This window comes from Halomonas sp. AOP22-C1-8, from assembly GCF_052378905.1.
Taxonomy (GTDB): domain Bacteria; phylum Pseudomonadota; class Gammaproteobacteria; order Pseudomonadales; family Halomonadaceae; genus Vreelandella; species Vreelandella citrativorans.
Genome location: NZ_JBQSYD010000019.1, coordinates 53697 through 76499, shown reverse-complemented (window position 1 = coordinate 76499; position 22803 = coordinate 53697). Strand labels below are relative to the sequence as shown.

Annotated in this window: 21 protein-coding genes; 16 read left to right on the top strand and 5 right to left on the bottom strand. The window is 52.1% G+C overall.

All coding sequences use genetic code 11. The annotated features are described in order from the left end of the window. The first annotated feature begins 68 nt into the window (after positions 1-68). Entirely contained in the window at positions 69-494 is a 426-nt protein-coding gene (locus tag ACT3TY_RS11660; RefSeq protein ID WP_441679227.1) for a CopD family protein, read from the top strand. A gap of 21 nt (positions 495-515) precedes the next feature. Here ACT3TY_RS11660 and ACT3TY_RS11655 read toward each other — a convergent pair whose 3' ends face one another. Beyond that, positions 516-977, bottom strand: coding sequence for a DUF2231 domain-containing protein (locus tag ACT3TY_RS11655; protein WP_087111585.1), 462 nt, complete (start codon positions 975-977; stop codon positions 516-518). A gap of 35 nt (positions 978-1012) precedes the next feature. Here ACT3TY_RS11655 and coxB point away from each other — a divergent pair, with 35 nt between their 5' ends. The 4 genes from coxB to ACT3TY_RS11635 are packed head-to-tail and all read left to right on the top strand — an operon-like array spanning position 1013 to position 7163. Continuing rightward, positions 1013-2083, top strand: a complete 1071-nt coding sequence (gene coxB, locus ACT3TY_RS11650) for a cytochrome c oxidase subunit II (protein WP_444628337.1) — start codon at positions 1013-1015, stop codon at positions 2081-2083. Then, a complete protein-coding gene (ctaD, locus tag ACT3TY_RS11645; RefSeq protein ID WP_444628335.1) occupies positions 2080-4608 on the top strand; it encodes a cytochrome c oxidase subunit I in 2529 nt (842 codons plus the stop codon). Before coxB ends, ctaD begins: the two co-directional genes overlap by 4 nt. Positions 4609-4611: 3 nt before the next feature. Continuing rightward, a complete protein-coding gene (locus tag ACT3TY_RS11640) occupies positions 4612-4968 on the top strand; it encodes a hypothetical protein (protein WP_087111579.1) in 357 nt (118 codons plus the stop codon). A 17-nt stretch (positions 4969-4985) separates the two neighbouring features. Next, positions 4986-7163: a heavy metal translocating P-type ATPase gene (locus ACT3TY_RS11635; RefSeq protein ID WP_444628334.1), complete on the top strand. Its 2178-nt coding sequence runs from the start codon at positions 4986-4988 to the stop codon at positions 7161-7163. Positions 7164-7183: 20 nt separating this feature from the next. Here the strand turns inward: ACT3TY_RS11635 and ACT3TY_RS11630 are convergent, their stop codons facing one another. Beyond that, positions 7184-7495: a winged helix-turn-helix domain-containing protein gene (locus tag ACT3TY_RS11630; RefSeq protein WP_444622736.1), complete on the bottom strand. Its 312-nt coding sequence runs from the start codon at positions 7493-7495 to the stop codon at positions 7184-7186. A gap of 84 nt (positions 7496-7579) precedes the next feature. Here ACT3TY_RS11630 and ACT3TY_RS11625 point away from each other — a divergent pair, with 84 nt between their 5' ends. The 6 genes from ACT3TY_RS11625 to gadC all read left to right on the top strand — a co-directional run bounded on the left by ACT3TY_RS11625 (position 7580) and on the right by gadC (position 15115). Beyond that, positions 7580-8392, top strand: coding sequence for a helix-turn-helix domain-containing protein (locus ACT3TY_RS11625; RefSeq protein ID WP_444628332.1), 813 nt, complete (start codon positions 7580-7582; stop codon positions 8390-8392). Between the two features lie 86 nt (positions 8393-8478). Further along, complete coding sequence (gene tyrS / locus ACT3TY_RS11620; protein WP_444628343.1) at positions 8479-9741, top strand: tyrosine--tRNA ligase; 1263 nt, start codon at positions 8479-8481, stop codon at positions 9739-9741. Positions 9742-9940: 199 nt separating this feature from the next. Beyond that, a complete protein-coding gene (locus ACT3TY_RS11615; protein ID WP_226912137.1) occupies positions 9941-11125 on the top strand; it encodes a Na/Pi symporter in 1185 nt (394 codons plus the stop codon). 10 nt (positions 11126-11135) lie between these two features. Then, positions 11136-11366, top strand: coding sequence for a hypothetical protein (locus ACT3TY_RS11610; protein ID WP_193055111.1), 231 nt, complete (start codon positions 11136-11138; stop codon positions 11364-11366). A 714-nt stretch (positions 11367-12080) separates the two neighbouring features. Continuing rightward, on the top strand, positions 12081-13478 hold the full coding sequence (locus tag ACT3TY_RS11605; protein WP_441679234.1) for a glutamate decarboxylase: 1398 nt from the start codon (positions 12081-12083) through the stop codon (positions 13476-13478). Between the two features lie 98 nt (positions 13479-13576). Next, positions 13577-15115: a glutamate:gamma-aminobutyrate antiporter gene (gene gadC / locus ACT3TY_RS11600; RefSeq protein ID WP_441679235.1), complete on the top strand. Its 1539-nt coding sequence runs from the start codon at positions 13577-13579 to the stop codon at positions 15113-15115. A gap of 152 nt (positions 15116-15267) precedes the next feature. Here gadC and ACT3TY_RS11595 read toward each other — a convergent pair whose 3' ends face one another. Continuing rightward, positions 15268-16353: a PA0069 family radical SAM protein gene (locus ACT3TY_RS11595; protein WP_441679236.1), complete on the bottom strand. Its 1086-nt coding sequence runs from the start codon at positions 16351-16353 to the stop codon at positions 15268-15270. 235 nt (positions 16354-16588) lie between these two features. Between ACT3TY_RS11595 and ACT3TY_RS11590 the strand changes: the two genes are divergently transcribed. The 3 genes from ACT3TY_RS11590 to ACT3TY_RS11580 all read left to right on the top strand — a co-directional run bounded on the left by ACT3TY_RS11590 (position 16589) and on the right by ACT3TY_RS11580 (position 19196). Beyond that, positions 16589-18028, top strand: coding sequence for an alkaline phosphatase (locus ACT3TY_RS11590; protein WP_193055108.1), 1440 nt, complete (start codon positions 16589-16591; stop codon positions 18026-18028). 119 nt (positions 18029-18147) lie between these two features. After that, the gene (locus ACT3TY_RS11585) at positions 18148-18609 is read left to right on the top strand and encodes a hypothetical protein (RefSeq protein WP_193055107.1); all 462 of its coding nucleotides are present in this window, start codon (positions 18148-18150) and stop codon (positions 18607-18609) included. 149 nt (positions 18610-18758) lie between these two features. Continuing rightward, positions 18759-19196, top strand: a complete 438-nt coding sequence (locus tag ACT3TY_RS11580; protein ID WP_444628330.1) for a hypothetical protein — start codon at positions 18759-18761, stop codon at positions 19194-19196. Positions 19197-19208: 12 nt separating this feature from the next. Here the strand turns inward: ACT3TY_RS11580 and ACT3TY_RS11575 are convergent, their stop codons facing one another. Next, complete coding sequence (locus ACT3TY_RS11575) at positions 19209-20129, bottom strand: hypothetical protein (RefSeq protein ID WP_444628329.1); 921 nt, start codon at positions 20127-20129, stop codon at positions 19209-19211. Positions 20130-20252: 123 nt separating this feature from the next. Here ACT3TY_RS11575 and ACT3TY_RS11570 point away from each other — a divergent pair, with 123 nt between their 5' ends. Both ACT3TY_RS11570 and ACT3TY_RS11565 read left to right on the top strand, forming a co-directional pair. Next, positions 20253-20822: a putative glycolipid-binding domain-containing protein gene (locus ACT3TY_RS11570; protein WP_444628328.1), complete on the top strand. Its 570-nt coding sequence runs from the start codon at positions 20253-20255 to the stop codon at positions 20820-20822. Next, the gene (locus ACT3TY_RS11565) at positions 20812-21030 is read left to right on the top strand and encodes a GNAT family N-acetyltransferase (RefSeq protein ID WP_172118293.1); all 219 of its coding nucleotides are present in this window, start codon (positions 20812-20814) and stop codon (positions 21028-21030) included. Before ACT3TY_RS11570 ends, ACT3TY_RS11565 begins: the two co-directional genes overlap by 11 nt. A 108-nt stretch (positions 21031-21138) precedes the next feature. Here ACT3TY_RS11565 and pgi read toward each other — a convergent pair whose 3' ends face one another. Further along, the gene (gene pgi, locus ACT3TY_RS11560) at positions 21139-22797 is read right to left on the bottom strand and encodes a glucose-6-phosphate isomerase (protein ID WP_444628326.1); all 1659 of its coding nucleotides are present in this window, start codon (positions 22795-22797) and stop codon (positions 21139-21141) included. Positions 22798-22803 lie beyond the last annotated feature (6 nt).

Sequence of the window (22803 nt, the reverse complement as noted above, 5' to 3'; positions counted from 1 at the left end):
TGGCGAGCGTTGACTAAGGTTAGTGGAGTGTTCTTTCACTAAGCCTAACGCAATGCAAGGAAGCCTCAATGCCTTGGCTAAAACTTCTTCATATAGCCTCGCTTGTTGTCTGGTGCGGCTCGCTGCTGTATCTGCCTGCGTTACTCAGCTATACGCTGCAACTCCGTAAAGACGCAGGCTTTGCGCAGGGCTCTCCTCCCATGCCCCGGTTTTTTTATATTTCTGTGGCAACACCGGCAGCGCTAATTGCCATATTTTCCGGCACGCTTCTCTTTATCTTGCATGGTTTGGTGGGCGGCTGGCTGGTGCTCAAGTTGGGTGCTGTTGTTGCCATGGTGGCTGCCCACGGCGCCTATGGTTGGCTAATTTTACGTCTGGAAATGGGGGTTTATAAAGGCGTAAAAACGGCTTTAATACTCGCGTTTTTGGTGGCCCTGGCGGGCATTCTTTGCGTGCTTGGGCTGGTATTAGCCAAGCCGCTGGATTGGAGCTAGCCCGCCATGACTACTATCGCATCACTCTTCAACTTCGACACCGACGGCGTGTTCATACACGAGTTGGCCGCCCAGCCAGCCAGCCAGCGCTACCAGTCCGGCGGTTACCACAGAAACTGCAATGCCCCAGGGCAGCACCAACTCTGGTTCGCTAAACCGGATCAGCCAGTTAAGCGAAGCAAGCGAGAGCATGACAACAGCGACAATAGCGTGGCTCCAGCCGGTAATGAGACGGCGAATTTGGCCTACGCTCACCAGGTCAATGGTGCCTGCGATACTCGCCAGCCAGCCCCCAAGTGCCCCTATACCCGCCAGCCACAAACCTACGCGCAGCCAGAAAGGATCGTCGGTATACCAGTATCCCAAATCGCAGGCTACCAGGGCCATCAGTGCAGCCACGGGAAAGTGAACCATCAGCGGATGCAGCGGGTGGCCAGAAATAGAAGCGCGACTTTTGATATTACGCCTATTGGAGTTTGCCATTATCACTTCCTGTGGGCAGAAAAAAGGAATAAACAATGAGGGAACGCTACTTGTATCACGTCGCCTTGCTGTGTATTCAACGTGCTGTGCCGCAGCGGGTCAACCGGTGCATGCTCACCCTGCTGGGCTCTCTGACGTTAGGTCTTACAGGCTGCGCGGGTGATATGTCTATTCTAGACCCCGCTGGGCAAGCTGCACGCGATGTGGTCCTAATCTGGTGGATAATGCTGACATTTGCCACAGTGGTGCTGATTGGCGTGGTGGCGTTATGGCTTTATACCTTCAAACGTAAATACCAGGAACGTACGCCTCAAGAGGAGCGCAAAATTGCTCGCCGCTGGATTATTGGCGGGGGCATCTTACTGCCTGTTTTGAGCGTTACAGCGTTACTTATTTTTGGGGTGCCGACTGGCAAGCGAATGTTGCCGCTACCGTTGGGCCAGCCCCCTGAAGTGATTGAGGTGATCGGCCATCAATGGTGGTGGGAAGTTCGCTACCCGGGAGCAGAAGGCGGAGAAGTCGTCACCGCGAACCAGCTCATCATGCCTGCGGGGGAACCTGTAGATTTTCACGTTACCTCCGCTGATGTTATTCACTCCTTTTGGGTGCCCAGGCTAGGTGGCAAGATCGATATGTTACCCGGGCGCACCAATGTTGTTCGTCTTGAGGCCGATGCGCCGGGCGTCTTTGGTGGTCAGTGCGCGGAGTTTTGCGGTGCTCAGCATGCGAATATGGAGTTTTACGTTGAAGCCGTAGAACGTGAAGCGTATGACGCGTGGCTCGCTGAACGGCAGGAAGAGCGCTTGGCCGAACGGGCACTTGCAAATGATGACTTTGCCCAAGCGCGGGATGAGTTTGCATCTACCTGTGCCAGCTGCCATAGCGTTGCTGGACTCTCTGCCTCCACTATTGGGCCTGATCTTTCTGATATTGGTGCGCGCTATACCCTGGGCGCGGGCACGCTCCCCATGGAGGAGGGCGCTATTCACTACTGGTTGGAAAATCACCAAACGCTTAAGCCGAGTAACAAAATGCCATCTCATAACTATATGGATACTGCCACCTTGGAGTCCCTGGGTGCTTGGCTGGAGACCTTGACCCCATGACAACGATTGATCGCGACGCAACTGGCCCTGAAGACCTTCAAAAGTTACACAATGACCTTGCAGAGGTATGGGCAAATCCTCCTGGCTTAAAAGCGTTAACCATAGTTAACCACACCACGCTTGGCCTTCGATTTATGGTCACCGGGATGGCCTTCTTTCTGTTTGGCGGCATTTTGGCGATGCTGATTCGCACGCAGATTGCGACACCCGATCAAGGCTTTTTAACGCCCGAAATCTATAGTCAAGTCACCACCATGCACGGCACGGTGATGATGTTTTTGTTCGCCATCCCCATTTTGGAAGGCTTGGCGATCTATATGATCCCCAAGATGATTGGCGCGCGTGACCTCGTGTGCCCGCGGTTAACCGCGCTGGGCTACTGGTGTTATCTGTTTGGCGGCATCATTCTTTCTTTCAGCATGGTGCTGGAAATGGCGCCGGACAGCGGCTGGTTTATGTACACGCCGCTTAGCAGTAGCGAGTATTCGCCAGGCCTCGGCTCCGATTTCTGGCTGTTGGGGATCACCTTCGTTGAGATTTCGGCGCTTTCAGCCGGGGTAGAGTTGGTGGTTTCCATTCTACGAACCCGTACCCAAGGGATGGCGCTGCACAAGATGCCGCTGTTTGCGTGGTACATTTTGGCCATGGCGCTGATGATTGTGGTGGGTTTTCCCCCCCTTATTCTGGGCAGTATCTTATTGGAGCTTGAGCGTGCAGTAGGCATGCCATTTTTCGACATCGCAGGCGGCGGCGACCCGGTACTCTGGCAGCACCTGTTCTGGCTATTTGGCCATCCAGAGGTTTACATCATCTTTCTGCCGGCTGCTGGTATTGTCTCGACGCTGATCCCCGTCTTCGCCGGTCGACCTATCGTAGGCTACGGCTGGGTTGTATTCGCCATTACCGTGATGGGATTTATTAGCTTTGGGCTATGGGTCCACCACATGTTTACGGTGGGGATCCCCCAACTGGCTCAGGCATTTTTCTCAGCTGCCAGTATGCTGGTGGCGATACCTACCGGTATTCAAATCTTTGCCTGGTTGGCCACACTGTGGCTTGGTAAACCCAAAATGAAACTCCCGATGCTATGGATCGTCGGATTTTTGGTCATTTTTGTGTGCGGTGGTTTAACCGGCGTTATGTTGGCGCTAGTGCCCTTTAACTGGCAGGTACATGACACGCACTTTGTCGTGGCGCATATGCACTATGTACTGGTAGGCGGCATGCTTTTCCCGTTAATGGCCGGGCTTTACTACTGGTTGCCGCTCTTTTCAGGGCGGATGCCCTCTGAAACGATTGGCAAATGGGGCTTCTGGCTGGTGTTTATTGGCTTCAATGCCACCTTTTTGATTATGCACTGGACAGGTCTTTTGGGAATGCCCCGGCGGGTTTATACCTATGACACGGGATTGGGCTGGGATATTTTTAACTTGTTGTCTTCCATCGGCGGGTTTGTGATGTCGGCAGGGTTCGCCATGGTGCTGATTGATATCGCGCTGCACTTTCGCTACGGCAAACCCGCCAAAACCAATCCATGGAATGCGGATACACTGGAGTGGGCCAATAAACTGCCACCGACTCCCTATAACTTTGTCAGCTTGCCTCCTGTTGAAACACGCCACCCGCTTTGGGAGCATCCTGAGTTGCCGCAGGAGATGGAAGAAGGCAAACACGGCCTGGCCTCAGCAGACCACGGCCGCCGCGAGATGTGGGGCACCGACCCGCTAACCGGCAAAGTGCGTGAAGTTATTCATGTGCCCAGTAACTCCTGGTGGCCGCTTTTTGCTGCTATGGCGCTTGCGATAGTGTGTATCAGCCTGTTATTGCGCTGGTACCCGTTGGCCGGTTTGGGGGCAGTGGTGGCGGTCGTTTTCCTGCTGCGCTGGTCGTGGGAGAACGGGGTCCATCCTAAAGCGGCGCCTAACGCTAATGTTACGCCTGGCGACCCACCGCTGCACTCCCGAACCATGGATGGCCCCGGCGTTTGGGCCATGACAACCGCAATGATCGCCAATGGATCTTTTTTTCTATCTTATCTATTTGGCTGGTTCTATCTATGGACGATATCGCCTGAATGGCGGATGCCCGAGACATCGCCGCTTTCCTTAATAGCGCTTGTCATAGCGGGTGGCGCATTAATGGGTGGTGCGGCGTTAATGGAGAAAAGCGTACGGGGACTGCGTAAGCAACAAGAGCGTGGCTTGGCGTTTAACTTTTACGGCGCCGCGCTATTGGGCGGCATTCAGTTTGCGCTGATTTTATGGGTAATGGTGCGTGCTAATCTGGCGGTTACTGAAACGTCGCATGATGCAATTCTGATGGTAGGCCTCTACTACGCGCTGTTGCATAGCGCCTTGGGGGCGGTACTTTCCCTGCTCCAGGGCTTACGTGTTGGTTACCGCTATGTGGGATTGCATGCGCCGTTTGAACCGGTAGTCGTCGCTTATTTCTGGCGCTATAACGTGGTGGTGTTCTGGATATTGGTTGTTGCGCTGGCCGTGCTACCGCGCGTGATTGGAGGCTAAGCGATGAAAGCAATCGTGCAGCGATTAAATCTTACTCATCCGGGCCATTTTGTAGGTGGGTTGACGCTTTGGAGCATCTGGTTTGTCGCCATTTACGGCGGGCTATCGGTTGCCTGCGCTGTGGTGCCGCCTGAGCCTGACCAGGGTGCATTTAACCATATCAATATCACTCTGTTGTTGCTGAGCCTGGTAACCGCCGTGCTATTGGCCGGGCTTGCCTGGGGGTGTTTTCAGGAAGCTAAACAGCATAAAGGGCGGCAGCACTTTAATGCCTTTGTGTCCGCATGGCTATACGTGTTTTCTGCCTTGGGCGTGGTGTTTGTCGCCGGGCCGATGGTTGGCTTACCGCCTTGTCTGTAAGCGGTAAAGAGCCACCGATGCAGGCGCAGGGGGAGCCAAGCGCCAAAGAAGCGCTGTACACGCTAAACGGCATGTGGTGCACCAGTTGTGCGCTCGCCGTGGAGGGCGTGCTTCGCCACCGAAAGGGGATTGAGAGCATCAGCGTTCACTACCCAACCGCCACGCTATGGGTAAAAGGCGCCGCTGAGGCTATCTCGCTCGACACGTTGGCCCCTAAAGTAAAACGCCTAGGCTATCGATTAACCGAGCTGGAACCCAGTGCGGACGCGCATGCGCGCCTTGAGCAGGAAAGCCGCTATTTGAGTTTACGCCTGCTGGTAGGGGCCGTGTTTGGCATGTGGACCATGCTGGCATCCCTGTTGATTTACGCAGGAGCGTTGCCCAACTCAACGGTTGAGTGGGTCGTCGCTTGGGTGTCGGGGGCGTTTTCTATCCCCGTTGTGACCTTTGCCGGGTGGCCGTTTTATCGGGCGGGCCTGCGCACGCTGCGTGCCAAACGTCCGGGCATGGACGTGCTGGTTACTCTCGGCGTTTGGTCTGCGGTCATGGTGTCATTCGGGCTTTTGTGGCGCGGCTCTGCCGAGGTGTATTTTGATACGGCCGTCATGCTCATTGTGCTTTTGCTGGGCGGGCGGCTAGTGGAAACGCTGTGCCGTCATCGCGGGTTAAAAGCCCTTGATGTCTTGCCCCAACCAAATGATGAGGCGCTGGTGTGGGAGGGCGCCAAGTGGCAGGTGAAACCCTTGGCGGAGGTTCAGCCGAGTGCCAGCGTAATGCTAACGCCAGGTGAGCTTATTGCGTTGGACGGCATTTTGGAAGAAGCCGCGTGGGTGGATACCGCATCGCTGACAGGGGAGAGTACGCCTCGTCACTTTCCTAAAGGCGAGCCGGTTTATGCCGGCTGTCGGTTACTAGGCAGCGCTGATGTCAGTATGACGGTCACCCATGCTTTGGGCGAGCGGCGTCTGGATCGTCTTCGCGACCAAATGCGCCATTACCAGACGCAAAAGGGCGAACTGCAAAAACTCGCCGACCGCTTTGCTGCCTGGTTAAGCCCCGTGGCGTTGATACTGGGGTTAGCTACTCTGCCGGTGGGGCTATTATTGGGGCTTGGCCTTGAAGATGCCGCCGTTCGAGCGCTTTCAGTTCTGGTCGTTGCATGTCCCTGTGCCGTAGGTTTGGCCGTGCCATTGGCAAGCCTGGCGGGGAGCGGCCGACTGTTAAACCAGGGGATCGCCTTGCGCGACCCGGCAGCGCTTGAAACGCTGGCGAGAGTAAAAACCATTGCGCTGGATAAAACCGGCACGTTAACGAAGGGCGAACCGGTGCTAGTGCATTGGGCAAGCCGTGAAGGGGCGACCGAGCCAGCGGTTAAAGCCACGTTGTATCAAGTGTCAGCCAACAGCCAGCATCCCTTGGCCCAAGCGCTCACGCGTTGGGCGGGTTCTGACCCGACATACGTACCTCGGCAATCCCAGGTGATAGAAGAGGTGCCTGGGCAAGGGGTGCACCTTCACTTGCCAGAACATGGCGATATTTGGCTCGGCAGCCAGCGCTTTTTAAATAGCCAGGGTATTGAGCTACCTGAACATGAAACGGATACCTCACTTGCCGCCTCTGAAGTGGTACTTGCGGACGCCTTGGGCTGGCTAGGCAGCTTCTATCTTGAAGATACGCCGTATGAGGATGCCGCGCTGAGTATTCAATCACTGCAAGCCGATTACTGGGTGGTCATGCTGAGTGGAGATAGGCCTGGCGCCGTTGAGGCGGTGGCTGAGCGCCTTGGGCTGGCGCCGAATGCATGTTTTGCAGAGCGTTCGCCGGAGGCGAAAGCCCGCTTGGTTCAGGGGCTGCCAGGGCCTACGCTGTTTGTGGGCGATGGGGTTAATGACACCTTAAGCCTGGCGGCTGCCGATATTGGGGCAGCCCCTTTCAACGCCAGTGATGCCGCCCGTGAAGGTGCAGCTGCGCATTTACTGAAACCGGGTGTTGCTAGCCTGGTTGAGGGGCTTGCCACTGCTCAGGCAACTCGGCGTGTCATGTTGCAGAATTTAACCCTGTCGGCCGTCTATAACACGCTAGCACTGGGCTTGGTGATCGTGATGGCCATCCCCCCGCTGGTGGCGGTACTGGCCATGGTCGCCAGTTCATTAAGCGTTACGCTAAATGCTGCTCGGCTTGCCTGGCGCGATTGAGCATCTGAACCAGCAGGCAATCAAAATGTGAACGCAGGATAATCCAGTGCCTCGGCCAGCCGTTTTGCCTGATTTTTGACCCAGGAAGGGTCAATTGGCCCCCAACTGATAATTCGGTATTCACCACTGTTATGGCGCTCGCCTTGGGTTGGTTGAAACTGGCATTCAATGTCCAGTTCGGCAAGTGACGCAATCGTATCCTGAGCCGTACGACGCGGCATGCCGCAGGCGCTTACGAGCGCAGGTACGCTAGCGACGCCCTGGTCGATCAGGTAAGCCACATAAAGACGTCGATAAAAGCTGGATTTTGTCTTGCTGAGAGAGTCGGTCATAAAATCTACCGTGTGAATGTCTTATAAATGAGCGCGGACTAAAGCATACTGAACGTCCTCTGCCACAGCCACCGTTTAATACGTATGCCTACTCTCTTTAAAGACGCCATGTCGCATGCGTTAACGCAGACGATTGATGCGCTGCACACGGTGAGCTTCACCTCACAGCTGACGGCGCTTCTCAAAACCATTATCCACTTTGACTGTGCGGTGATCATTGGGTACCGGCCTGACAAACACCCTATCTACCTGTTCGATTCCATTCCCGAGCGCCGTGAGCTGCTTTTTCAGCGTTACTTGCTACAGGATTACCAGCAGGACCCTTTTCTGGTAGCGCTCGACCAGGCACCGCGCCAAGGTGTGCTGTGTATGGCCGATGTGGTACCGCCTGCCGGGTATAACGAGTATGCCAGCAACTTCTATCAGCGAACCGGCTGGCAGGATGAACTTTGTCTCGCCATTCGTCTGGATGATGCCCGCTGGATAGTTATCTACTTGGGATTGTTGGCGGAGAGTGGCGGGTTTTCTTCCTCCGATGCCCACTACCTTGAGCTGTATATTGAGCTGCTGGCCGCGCTGTGCCGCAAACAGTGGGGCAATAATCCGCTGTATCTTTCTGAGCCTTTGCAGCCCGATCAGCCGATTAGCCAGCACATTCACCAGGCCATTGGCAGCTTTGGGCAGGCGCATTTAACCCACCGTGAACAGCAGGTGGCTGCCTTGATGGTGCAGGGCCTGGATTCCGAAGAGATTGCCGAGCGCCTGCAGATCACCCAAGGTACGGTCAAGAATCACCGCAAACGTATTTACGCCCAGCTGGGTGTGGCGTCGTTAAGCGAGATCTTTGGCCTGTTTATCAATCATGCCATTACCGCACCGCCCGTCACCCAATCCTGATTTCTATCCCTTTAGGGATATCGCGGATTGCGCCGCCAACTTTTAGCCTATGACCATCTTCTCTAATGGCTAAAAAGGCGAGCATGATGACTGTACAGGCATTGCTTCACGACCTTGAACGGCGTGGTTTGATTGCGCAGACAACTCACCTGGATGAGCTTCAGGCTCTGCTCGAATCACCGCAGACCGTTTACTGCGGTTTTGACCCCACGGCGGGCAGCCTGCATATCGGGCACTTGGTGCCCTTATTGATGCTCAAACGCTTTCAGGATGCCGGCCACCAAGGTGTGGCGTTGGTCGGGGGGGCCACCGGCTTGATTGGTGATCCCAGCTTCAAGGCGGCGGAGCGTTCGCTTAACTCTCCCGAAACGGTTGAGGGTTGGGTTAACGCCTTAAGCGAACAGATTTATTGGTTGATGGCCCCGCACCTCGAAGCGCCCCTGAAAGCGGTTAATAATGCAGAGTGGATTGGCCAGATTAGCGTGATCGACTTCTTTCGCGATGTGGGCAAACACTTCTCGATGAATGCGATGATTAACCGTGAATCCGTTCGTCAGCGTCTTGAACGGCCTGACCAGGGCATGTCGTTTACTGAATTCAGCTATGCGCTGCTGCAATCCTATGACTTTGCCCACCTCAACAAGACGTTGGGCTGCCGGTTACAAGTGGGTGGCAACGACCAGTGGGGCAATATCGTCAGTGGTATCGACCTCACACGCCGCCTGAACGGCGAGCAGGTGTTCGGTATGACGCTGCCGTTGATCACCAAATCCGACGGTACCAAATTCGGTAAAACGGAAAGCGGCACGGTATGGCTCGACCCGGAACAGACCTCGCCTTACCAGTTTTACCAGTTCTGGTTGAATACGGATGATGCTGACGTTTACCGTTTTTTACGCTATTACACGTTCATGGATTGCGATCACATCGACGCAATCGAAGCAGAAGACAAGCAGGCCGCTGGCAAGCCCCAAGCGCAGCGTGTACTTGCTGAAACCATTACCCGCTTTGTGCATGGCGAGGAGGGGCTGGCTGCTGCTCAGCGTATTTCCCAGGCGCTGTTCAGTGGTGAAGTAGCTGCGCTCTCATGTAGTGAGCTACAGCAACTTGAACTTGATGGGCTACGCTGCCAAGACGTAGCGTTTGGACAGACGCTGGAAGAAGCTATGGTGGCAAGCGAACTCGCCTCATCCAGGCGGCAGGCCCGTGAATTGATTGACCAGAACGCTGTACGTATCAATGGCGAGCGCGCCGAGCAAGGGCAGCTAAGTCAAGCATTCGCGCTTTTTGACCAATACTGGATCGTACAAAAAGGTAAAAAGCACTTTCGATTGTTCAAGCGTGGGTAACTTACATGGGATGCCGCTTCCAGGAAGTAGCAGCATTCGCTTGATGTTGCCCATTGTGAACAACCTCTCTTCGATCCAATACCGTTCGCTCTAACACGATAGTGCCACGCCGTTGTCACGCCTATGTCACTTATAGACGCCACTCTTTGCAGGAGTGGGTGGGTTATACGTGCGTTCTTCCTTCCAAGAGGATGTGGCAATGGCCGAAAATATCAATAGTGCTGTGCAAGAGGTCTTACCAAGCCAGGGTCGCAGAATAAAAGTCCGGCGCAAGGGCACGCTAAGGCAGTGGCTCACGCTTGCATTGCTGGTGTATTTCCTAATCTGTGCCGTATCCATCATAGGTAATGGCTTTAAGATTGCCGCGGGCGGCCATGCCGCTCAGTTGTTTGAATTTGCCACCAACCCCTTTGTTGGTTTGATGATTGGGATTGTCGCGACGGCCCTGATACAGTCATCTTCAACCGTTACTTCCGTTATCGTGGCGTTTGTGGCGGGCGGCCTGCCTGTCGCTATGGCGGTACCCATGATCATGGGGGCCAATATTGGTACTACTGTCACCAATACATTGGTAAGCCTTGGCCACGTACGTGATAAAGCCGAGTTTAGGCGGGCGTTCTCTGCCGCAACGGTGCATGACTTTTTTAACTTGCTGGCCGTGGCGATTTTTCTGCCCATTGAGCTTATTTTTCATCCGCTTGAAAAGCTGTCGAACGCTACGGCGTTTCTGTTTTACGGTGATGCTGACCTTTCCATGGGCAGTATTAATATTGTCGGGATGGCAACAAAGCCGATTACCTCTTCGGTTGAAAGTGTCGCCATGAACCTGCCCACGATTGCCGGTGGCGTTGCCATGATTATTTTTGGTATTGCCGTGATTTTTTTAGCGATTCGTTATATCGGCGCACTGCTGAGAGTATTGATGGTAGGGCAGGCAAAAAACATTATGCATAACGCCATTGGACGTGGCCCCGTCGCCGGTATTGCTTCTGGTGCTGTGGTGACGTTTTTAGTCCAGTCTTCCTCTACCACCACAAGCTTAATGGTGCCGTTAGCTGGGTCAGGCGCATTCTCTTTACGGCAGATTTACCCTTTTACATTGGGCACCAATATTGGCACGACGTTTACCGCGCTACTTGCGGCCACCGCAATCACTGGGGCAACTGCCATACTGGCGCTGGAAATCGCACTGGTTCACCTCTTCTTTAATTTATTTGCCGTCGTGGTGATTTTTGGCCTACCGTTTTTAAGACCACTGCCTGTTAAAGGTGCCGAGTGGCTAGGCCGTGCCGCCTCAGAAAGAAAAGCACTCGCCGCTGCTTGGGTATTAGGCGTATTTATTGCCGTGCCAGCTATCCTGATTGCGCTCACCACGCTGTTTTGAGGAAACACCCATGACCCATCAACACGAGCTAGTGTCAACATCGACCGCTGAACTCAAGGCCATGCTGGATGACTCTTCCGAGCTCATTGAAGAAATAAGAGAAGAAATTGCACAAAGAGAAGCGCAAGAGCGCGAACTAGAACCTTTCGATACGCTGATTAAAGAAGCACGACCCAAAATGAACGAAATTCGTAGTTTCTTTACGTTAGTGCTTAATGAGCTACGCCACCGGCCTAAATAAGCGTTACGAATAGCGAAAGCAACAAGGCTACTCCTTTAGGTATTTGTTTGACACTTTCAGTAAGCTGAGAGTATGTCAGGAAAATGCCTTTTTATGGGACCTGTTAGGTCATGCCATACTGTATGTTCATGTCTTGACTTATTCCATTATAGCACTGTTGTTTATTCGTCAGCACAAATGGTTGCTTGTTGAATATTTATCTTTCTAATTCTTGGTCGAGTTGCCCAGTATTCATTAAATGATGGCTGGATAAAATACCTTTTTCACTCATGATGCCTTATTGTAAAACAGTGGCTTAAGTTGTTTTTATTGAGTGGTCATATCGTGCTATGGCCTTGAAGATAATCCTATACCGTTGTGTAGATTAATATGGGAGCCATTGTTTGGATGTTTGTAGCGTCAAGGTTTTTAATCTATTGATGAGTTGGTATATTTTCTTATACTCGTTATTAAACCACTTTTCTACCCGTTGGGTGCTATGAGAAAGAGATGTCACGCCTTGGTTGGTAATATTTTTAGCATTTTCAGATGGATAGACGTTTGCTGGCGAAATAATTTTTTAAATCATACTTACGATTTTTCATTTTTAAGATTTTGTCATAGACTAAAAGCACCATCTATGTAGGTATAGTAAATGTTGATGGTTTGGTAGGGTGGTTTTAGCTGATCTTTGAGCAGTAAACGTGATCCATATAAAAAACTGGGGGTAGTACGATGGATGTCAAAGGGTTAAATGCACGTAATGATAATGACGATGTATATGCATCAATTGACTTGGCGACATCGTTGCCGAAATCCGGGTTTCCCGATGAGGAACGGAATCCTCACAATGTATTTAGCGCCATTCGTGACGAATTAATGCTTGATGGAAATTCCCGCCAGAACCTGGCAACATTTTGCCAAACGTGGGTTGATGATGAAATTCGTAATTTGATGGATCTTTCAATCGATAAAAACATGATCGATAAAGATGAATATCCACAAACTGCGGAGATCGAAGCACGCTGTGTTAGGATGTTAGCAGATCTCTGGAACTCACCCTCGCCAGAAACAACCATGGGATGCTCGACGATTGGCTCTTCAGAAGCCGCAATGCTTGGCGGGCTAGCGCTTAAGTGGCAATGGCGGAAAAAACGTGCGGCAGAAGGGTTGCCCACTGATAAACCAAATATGATTTGTGGGCCAGTACAAATTTGCTGGCACAAATTTGCCCGTTATTTTGATGTTGAACTGCGTGAAATTCCGCTGGAAGGCGATCGCTTGATTATGAGCCCAGAGGAAGTTATCAAACGCGTTGATGAAAATACGATTGGCGTCATACCAACGCTGGGCGTTACCTTTACTTGCCAATACGAGCCAGTAAAAGCTGTCAGCGAAGCGCTGGATCAATTGCAACAAGAAACCGGCCTGGATATTCCTATGCACGTTGACGGTGCCAGTGGGGGCTTCTTGGCTCCGTTCTGCGCGCCAGATCTAGTGTGGGACTTCCAACTCCCGAGAGTAAAGTCCATTAACACGTCTGGCCACAAATTTGGGCTTGCACCTTTGGGAGCTGGCTGGGTGGTCTGGCGTGAAGCAATAGACTTGCCCGAAGAGCTCATTTTTAACGTTAACTATCTCGGCGGTGATATGCCGACATTCGCGCTCAATTTTTCGCGCCCCGGCGGGCAAATCATTGCGCAGTACTACAACTTCCTGCGACTTGGCCGTGAAGGTTACGCCAAAATCCATAATGCCTGTTACGCTACCGCGCAGCATATTGCAGATGAGATTAGTAAACTAGGCCCCTTCGAAATCCTCTTTGATGGGAACAGCAATGAAGGTATTCCTGCGTTGGCATGGAAGCTGAAAGAGGGAGCAAATATTGGCGGTTATACGCTCTATGACCTGGCCGACAAATTACGCTCGCGCGGCTGGCAAGTCCCTGCTTATTCTATGCCAGCTCACCGTGAAGACTTGGTTATCCAGCGTATCCTTGTTCGTCATGGGGTGAGCTACGATCTAGGCTGCTTGTTAATTGAAGATATGAAGCGAGCACTTCAGCATTTTGAAGATCATCCCGTGGTTAATCCACTATCAGAAGATGAAGCCAGCGGCTTTAATCATTCCTGATTTGAGACTCTTTGGTTGTTAGGGCGGCTAGACATCGCCGCTCTAATTAGCGAATAAAAGAATGACGGATTAATAATTCGTTTCTTCGGGGAATAAATATGGATAATACACAATCGATAGCCGCGCCAAAGCAGCTTTCGTTATTGGGTTTCTTCGCGATAACGGCTTCAATGGTAATGGCGGTATATGAATATCCTACCTTTGCAACATCGGGTTTCTCGTTGGTCTTCTTTCTTATTCTTGGTGGGGTTCTGTGGTTTATTCCGGTAGGGCTTTGCGCGGCAGAAATGGCGACGGTTAAAGGCTGGGAAGAGGGTGGGGTTTTTACATGGGTATCCAAAACGCTAGGTGAACGATGGGGATTTGCGGCAATCTCCTTTGGCTATTTGCAAATTGCTGTCGGCTTTATTCCTATGCTTTACTTCGTGCTAGGCGCACTCTCTTATATTCTTAATTGGCCTGCACTGAATAGCGACCCGATAGTCAAAACGATTGCGGCGTTGATTATATTGTGGGGATTAGCGTTAACTCAGTTTGGCGGTACCAAGAATACGGCGCGGATTGCAAAGCTAGGCTTTTTTGCAGGTATTCTACTGCCCGCTTTTATCTTAATTGGGCTTGCAGTTTTGTATCTTCGCTCAGGTGCGCCGGTCGCTATTGAAATGAGTGCACAGACGTTTTTCCCCACCTTTGGTAGTATGAGTACCTTGGTAGTGTTTGTCGCTTTTATACTGAGTTATATGGGGGTTGAAGCGTCGGCGACTCATGTCAATGAGATGAAAAACCCTGGTCGTGACTATCCTCTCGCCATGTTATTTCTTATGGTTTCTGCCATTCTCTTAAGTTCTCTCGGTGGGTTGACGATTGCATCTGTTATTCCTCACGAGCAAATCAACTTATCTGCGGGCGTGATGCAAACGTTCAGTGTGTTGATTAACCACTTTGGCAGCCATTTTGAATGGGCTATTCGGATTATTGCTGCGCTGCTATTGCTGGGCGTGCTGGCTGAAATAGCCGCATGGATTGTTGGACCATCACGCGGCATGTTGGTAACCGCGCAGCAGGGTATCCTGCCGGCGCGTTTTGCTAAAGTAAACAAGAACGGCGTGCCGGTGGCGTTGGTTATTTCTCAGCTAATCATTACAACGATCGCATTGATTATTCTGACGAATACGGGGGGAGGAAATAATATGTCCTTCCTGATTGCACTAGCGCTAACCGTCGTTATCTATCTGTGCAGCTACTTTATGCTATTCCTGGCTTACATTACCCTTGTTCGAAAACAGCCTGAAAATCAACGTACCTTCAATATCCCTGGCGGTAACAAAATAAAAATTACCGTTGCAGTAGTGGGGTTACTTACTTCTTTAGTTGCTTTTGTCGTCTCCTTCTTCCCTCCCACGGGGTTGCCAGGAAAAGAGTCTAACGAAGTGTATACCGGTTTGCTGATCGGCTGTTTCCTTGTAGTGCTATCGATTCCGTTTATTATTTATGGAGTGCATAATAAAAGCGCTGCGCCAAAAAACCTTAAACTACACCATATCAAGCCCCATACCGCGCCCGAAGGTCACTACTTTATTCATCCCAAAGCCCGCAGTACGCATCACATCACTGTTGATGGAGAAAAGCTGCATTGATGAACCATGGGAGGATGTTTAGAAAGGTCGTCATTAGATTTTAAGCAGAGCTATGACGAATAGCGAAAAACAGTAGTATTAATCACTTAGGCATTTGCTTGGCACTTTCAGTAAGCTGAGAGTATGTCAGGCAAATGCCTTTTTCATGGGCTTTAATAAAAAAGCTCGCCCTGAGCGTTGGGCGGGCGAAAGTCTCGGGTATTCAGCCCTTGCTCGGTACGAGATTGAAAGTTCCACTGGCGGCTGGCGCGATTAAAGCGTTGTGCAATCATATCGGCAAAAATACCTTCGCCGCGAAAGCGCTTACCGAACTGAGCGTCGTAGGCCTTGCCGCCCCGGCATTGGCGAATCAGGCTCATTACCTTGGCCGCACGCTCGGGGTAATGGGCATCCAACCAGGCTTCAAAAAGAGGAGCGACTTCATGGGGTAAGCGCAGCAGCATCCAGGACGCCGTTCGTGCGCCAGCACGGCTGGCGGCCTCAAGAATCCGCTCTATTTCATGATCCGTTAATCCGGGGATGACCGGAGAAACAAGCGTTCCGACGGGAATGCCAGCAGTATTCAGCTCACGGATAACTTTTAAACGCGCTTGAGGAGAGGCCGCACGAGGTTCCAGCGTGCGTTTCATATTGGCGTCTAGGCTGGTCAGGCTAATAAATACGCGCACCAGGCGGTGTTCGGCCATCTCAGCCAGCAGATCCATATCCCGTAACACTAACGTGCTTTTGGTCACAATAGTGACTGGATGGCGGCAAGCCAATAATAGCTCAAGCAACTGGCGCGTTAAGTGGCGCTTGGCTTCTAGTGGCTGGTAACAATCGGTATTACCAGAGAGATTGATTGGTCGGCAGACGTATCCAGGCTTGCAAAACTCCTCACTTAATTGCTCCACCAGGCCATTTTTGGCAATCAGCCTGGTTTCAAAATCAAGCCCCGGGGACAGATCCCAATAGGCATGAGAAGGGCGGGCATAGCAGTAAACACAGCCATGTTCGCAACCTCGGTAAGGGTTCAATGAGCGATCAAAAGGCAAGTCTGGCGACCGGTTCCAGGAAAGCGCACTCTTACTGGTTTCTTCGCGTACTTCAGTTGCCCGTGTGGGGGAAGTCTCTTCGCGCCACCATCCGTCGTCTTCTGCCACGCTATGGGTTGGGGCAAAGCGGTTGTGCGGGTCATAGGTTGCCCCGCGGCCTTTGTGCACGGGAGGCCGTATTGGTGATTTGCCGAGAGACGCCATACACCTGCCTCTTTCTATATTTGTGTATATATATACAGTATATGCGTTGTGACCAAGCGTGCAAGCGTTACTCAGGAGAAACCCGCAATGAACAGTTTTACGGATCGGCTACTGATTGCGATTCATGTTTATTAGAAATAATTGACTTACCTTCATTAGCAGTCATGAAAATGACATTTTTAGGCGCTACGATTTGTTGGATATCAAATTAGCTAAATTTATTTTAGGGATGAAAATGAAGAACTTTACGCGCAACGCACTCACGTTGGCACTGGCATCGGTCATGGCTACGCCGGTATTAGCGCAGGAAAATACAGCTAAGAACGTTATTTTGATGATCACCGACGGTACCGGTATCGAGACGTTCCGTGCGGCAAGTTACTTCCGTCACGGCGCGCTGGGCCATGAAGTTTATGATGAGTTTGACACACAGCTTTTCATGGCAACGCATCCGTTAAACACCTCTACCACACCCACCAAGAGTGACGACGGTACGGTTACGTTTGAACCAGCCGAGCTCTGGAACGACGAGGCGGTAGATACCGTTTACGAAGGTAGCCTGGGTAACTACAAGGGCTACTTTGCCGGTTACGACTACGCTCGGGCTGATTACACCGACAGCGCGGCAGCGGCAACGGCGCTGGCTTCAGGCCATAAGTCCTATAACAGCGCCATCAACTGGTCCAACGATGATGAGCCGCTTAAGCATATTGGCGAATACACTGTTGATAGCGGCCGCGCTCTGGGTGTTGTCTCATCGGTGCAGGTCTCCCACGCGACGCCTGCCGGTTTCATGGCCCATAACGTAAGCCGCAACGACTATAGAGCCATTGGCCGCGAAATTGTCGATTCTGGCCTTGCCACTGTCGCCATCGGTACCGGGCACCCCTATTACGATGCAGCCGGCGAGCATGTCGATAACCCCGGTGAGAGCGATTTCCGCTTTATCGGTGGCGAAGAGACCTACCAGCGCTTGGTAGGCGGCGAAACGGATTACGCCTTTATCGAAAGCAAGGACGATTTTGAAGCTCTGGCTGCTGGTGAGTTGGATCTTCCCAAGGACAAAGTACTGGGCCTGGTGCAGAACATTCAGACGCTGCAATACAGCCGCCCCGGCGTAACCGGCGGTAATCTACTGGATACGTCACCAAGCCTTGCCACACTGACGGGCGGCGCTTTGAACGTGCTCAATGCCAGTGAAAACGGCAACGAAAATGGCTTTTTCCTGATGGTTGAGGGTGGCGCTGTGGATTGGGCTGCTCACGCTAACAACCTGCCGCGTATTATCGAAGAGCAAATCGACTTCAACGAAGCTGTGGAAGCGGCCGTTGAGTGGGTAGAAAACAACAGTTCCTGGGACGATACCTTGATCATTGTAACGACTGATCACGGTAACGGTTTGCTTCAAGGTCCTGACTCTGATGTGAATGCCTATAGCCCGATCGTTAATCAGGGTGCTGGCGCGCTACCCTTGGTACGTTGGCATTCCGATACCCACACGCGTGAGCTGGTACCGTTGTATGCCCACGGCGCGGGCGCTGAGTTCTTCTTTGACATTGCTCAGGCAGAAGACGGTCTTTCCCGCTATGAAGTAGACGAAGACAGCCACTACTGGATCGACAACACCGACGTATTCCGCGCGGGCCTAAACGCTTTCGGTATCGAAGCTGAATAAATAGGCAAGTATAGCAAGTACAACAGAGCCGCCTTCGGGTGGCTCTGTTCCGTTGGTAACCACTGACTGATATCACTTCGCCAACGACCATCCACTCACTACCCCGAAAAGAGTCAGATATGAAGCTTCATAACACGCTTTCACTGCTGTTAATGACAACACTAGCCAGCACGTCAGCATTTGCACTTAATGCTGAGCGCGCGCCCACCGCCAGTGGTCACGCCTATGCTGAGCCTTATAAAGCCGTTCGCAAAGAGGGCGTTTTACATATTGAAGTACGTTTCGTGACGGACTACCCAGGTTACTCTGGTGAGATCATTTATGACGATATCCCGCTAGATCGAATTGACGGGAAGATCTACGCCGAGTTCGGCGACCAGTCGTTCTCGCTGCTGCGTGAAGATGGAGGTGTGGTCGCGCCAGACAGCTTGCGCCTGAGCTTTAACTACGAACCAGACAAGAACCCACGCGTAGGCACCTGGAAAGCCGATTTTGTCGCCCCCATGCACGACGTTAACGAAGTCATGCTGTTCATGCCTAATGTTGCGCCCATTGGTCCGATTGTCATTCGGGATCGTTAAACAACCGGTTCTACATCCGTCCGTTATACAGAGTGTAGCCGTACTGCTTCATTGCCTTGGTAAGAAATTACCAAGGCAATGTTGTATCGGGTACCAGGTTTTTGGGCCAAATTTGGCTTATGCTGGAGGTTTAAATGTAAGGTAAGCCTATGAAACCTTTCTCCATTCTTTTGATTCGATTACTCGCTATTTACCTCGCCATTACGCCTTTGCTAAGCGTATCGCCGCTGCTGTTTAGCCCCGGCTACGATGCGGAGCTAGCCCAGTGGCTGCCATGGCTCGCAGCCACTGCTGTTATTCCTATCATCGCGGGTATCGTACTGTGGTTTTCTGCGGTAACGCTGGCCAATAAATTTCTTGGAGATGAGCCTGCTTTAACGATTTCCGAGGAGGGCCTGGTACGCGCAGGCAGCTTCTTGATCGGTGTGTATCTTTTCGTTCAGCATTTAAGCACAGCGATAGGCCAATGGGCATGGGGAGGCATAGTGGCCTATGGTTCGCTAGCAGCGGTGGTGCTCAGCATTGGCCTAATAGTTGGCGCTCGCTTTCTAGCCAAGCTGTATAGAAGGTTGAAGTATTTCGAGTAATGGAGCGAATGGTCACACTTCCACGCTAATGCTACCCGTGACTACGCTGGCACTGTTCACGGTAGTAGGTAGCATTTGGCCTAGCGAAGAGTAGAGTGCATTGGAGGTTGACTGGGCCAGTGTCCGGTCAAGTTTTCTCATATCTTCTTCCGCCTTTTTTAGTTCTCGGCGGGCTTCTTTATCCTCTTGACGTAGGCGAATCTTTAGCTCATTCATCGCTTCCTGAAGCTCTTTTTTTGTGTCGATCAAAATACTGCGTAGAGCGTGTTCGCTGGCACTAATTCCTTGAGAACAGCGATCATCCTGCGGTTGCGAAGTGATGATTACGGCCGGCTCGTTTGGCGCGTTATTGGTCGTGGTGGCTGCATCTTGGGCATGCTCGCTCTGCTCATCCTCTTGGTTCGCCATGGCCGCCTCCGCACTGGCGAGCGTCGCGTTGGCGGCTTGAGCGTCAGCTTGTGCATCGGCGCTGCCGTTTTCAGCACTGTCAGAAGACGCGGTAGGGGTGACACTTGTTGGCTGGGCGCTCGTTACCGTAGGCGTGACAGAGGGGCCAGCGCTACCACCGCCGCTATCATTTAATTGCCGCGCTGCCACACCTAGCTCGCGGGCAATGCTTTTAAGCTCTTTAGCCATGGATTTGAGCTGTTCTGGTGATGCAAAGCGCATCATCGCTTTAAGCGTTTCCAGCCGCTGCTTTAAAAAGCCGACTTTCTGCGAAGCATTTTGCATCGCTGACTCTTTCGGGCTGGGCAGGGCCGCCAGTTGCTCAAACGCCTCTTTCTGCTTTTTAAGGCGTTTAGTCAGTGCATCGTCAGCATCCGGTGCTGCCACCATCGGGCTCTTTTGGCTCGCGACCCGAGACACCTTCAAAGCGGAAGACGATTCGTGACGGGTACCTATCAACATAAAATTGGAAAATCCGATCTTCATGGTCGATCCTTCGTTGTTATTAATAGACGTTATCGGCCATTTATAAGTTAACTTTAGTAAGGTTGAACTGGCTTGAGGGATACCGCCGCATAGGGTGATTGATAGGAGTAAGGTTCGGAATTTATGACGATGCCAACCAACGATACGATTGTCTGGCAGCGGTTGGACCTGCCAGGACATGAGTTATGTAGCGTGAGCAGCGGCGAAAAAGGCCACCTGCTGACAGGATCTTCCATCTTCGTAGCCAAGGGACACAAGTGCTTGCTCTCCTACAGAGTCGTGTGCGATGCGGCTTGGAAAACGCAAGAAGTGCATGTGGTCGGTAACATTAATGATGAGCCGATTGATGTGGTACTTATGGTCGAGCCTGGCAATGTGTGGACGTTGAACGGGGTTGAGCAACCTCAGGTTGAAGGGTGTATTGACGTTGATCTCGCCTTTTCACCAGCGACGAATTTGCTGCCTATCAGACGATGCAATATGGCTATAGGAGACTCCGAGCAGGCAGTCGCTGCTTGGTTAACATTTCCAGAGATGACGTTAGAAAAGCTCCCTCAACGCTACACATGGCTATCAGAATCAATATTTCACTACTCATCCAGTGGCGGAGCATTTGAAACGGAGTTAACGGTAACGTCATCAGGTTTTGTATCTAACTACCCGCTGTTGTGGCGAGAAGAGCATGGCGAATAACCATCGTAGCTTCAATGATGGCCGGGCCTGGACAATGAGGGGAGTTGGTTCGCACGTTGTGCGTCAGGAGCTTGAAAAGGCAAGAGAGCTGGGCGTGCCTTTACGGCTTCGTGTTTTAAAGAAGAGCTTGGCCATCGCCTGGTACGAGCGGTTGGGTTTTACAATATGCGGTGAGACATCAACGCAGTACTGGATGGAAGCGAACTAACACGCTGTTTTCGTCGATACAGCATCAATCAATACAGATTACGTATAAAAAGCCCCGGCTATTACGCCAGGGCTTTGAATAAACGCTTTTCTCTGTTTATTAAACCCGCTAACTCTTTTTCCTGGTCGCTTTTTTGGCGCTTTCAGTGTGTTGGCTGTTGGTGTCGCCACCCGGAAAATGCGCGCGCACCAATTTCAACAATCCTTGCGTTGAGGCATCAAAGTCGGCTGCGTTCGTATCAATACGCTCGCTGATTTCACCGGCGATGCGCTTGCCTAGCTGAACACCCCATTGATCAAACGAGTTGATGTTCCAGATCACGCCTTGAACAAAGACCTTGTGCTCGTAGAGTGCGATTAGCGCGCCGAGATTGCGGGGAGTGAGTTCATCCAACAGTAATGTGCTGGATGGACGGTTGCCGGGGCAGCTGTAGGGGTCGTGCTGGCTTAACTCTTTACCATCGCCCTGGCTGCCTTCCATAAAAGCGTTGGCCTGGGCGAGCATGTTGGTTAATAGCGCAAAGTGGTGGTCTTCCATGCCAGGCTCCGGCTTGAGCGAGGCGATAAAGTCGATAGGTACGTAGCGCGTGCCCTGGTGCAGCAGTTGGAAGAAGGCGTGTTGACCATTGGAGCCGGTTTGACCCCATACAATCGGGCCGGTTTTATAGTTGACCGGGTGGCCGAAAATATCCACCGATTTGCCGTTGGACTCCATATCCAGCTGTTGCAGGAAGGAGGGCAACTGGTTAAGCGCCTGGTCGTAAGGCACGATGGCTTGGGTTTCTGCGCCAATAAAATTGATATACCAGATGCCGATAAGCGCCATGAGTACCGGCATGTTTTCCGAGAAAGGCGCCTCGATAAAGTGGCGGTCCATCTCGTGAGCACCTTCCAGCAGCTCAATAAACCCTTCAAAACCGATAGATAAGGCAATCGGTAAGCCGATTGAGGACCACATGGAGTAGCGTCCACCCACCCACGCCCAGAACTCGAACACGTTCTCTTCACGAATGCCGAATTCCATAGCCGCTTTGCGGTTGGTAGAAGCGGCGACAAAGTGGGCACCTACATCCGCGTCGCTTCCGGCGTTCTCCAGGAACCAGCGCCGCGCTGTTTTTGCATTGAGCAGCGTTTCCTGGGTGGAGAACGTTTTGGTCGAGACGATAAACAGCGTGGTGGCCGGGTCCAAGCGCGAAAGCACCTTCTGGATATGCGTGCCGTCCACGTTGGATACAAAGTGAAAGTGCATCTCCGGATGACGATATTTAAGTAGCGCGCGCACCGCCATGTTGGGGCCAAGGTCCGAGCCGCCAATCCCGATATTAACGACATCCTTGATCGATTGGCCGCTGTAGCCTTTCCATTCTCCGCTGCGTACCGTTTCAGAAAACTGTTTGATCTGTTCGCGGGTGCGGGTAATTTCCGGCATGACGTCTTCGCCGTCGACATACACCGGTTCGTCACTCAGGTTACGCAGCGCGGTATGCAGTACCGGGCGGTTTTCGGTAACGTTGATAATATCGCCAGAAAACATTTGTGCCCGGCGCTGCACCAGTGCGGAGTGGTCAGCAAGCTCTATCAGTTTGGTGAGCACTGCGTCGGAAACATGGTGCTTTGAATAGTCCAGAAACAGACCGCCTACCTTGAGGTTCATCTTCTCAAAGCGCTTTGGGTCGTTAGTGAAGTAGTCCCGGATGCGGTCGTTATGGGTGTTGTCGCGCAGGCGTTCAAGCGCCTGCCACGTAACGCTACGGGTGAGTTGAAACATAGAGCG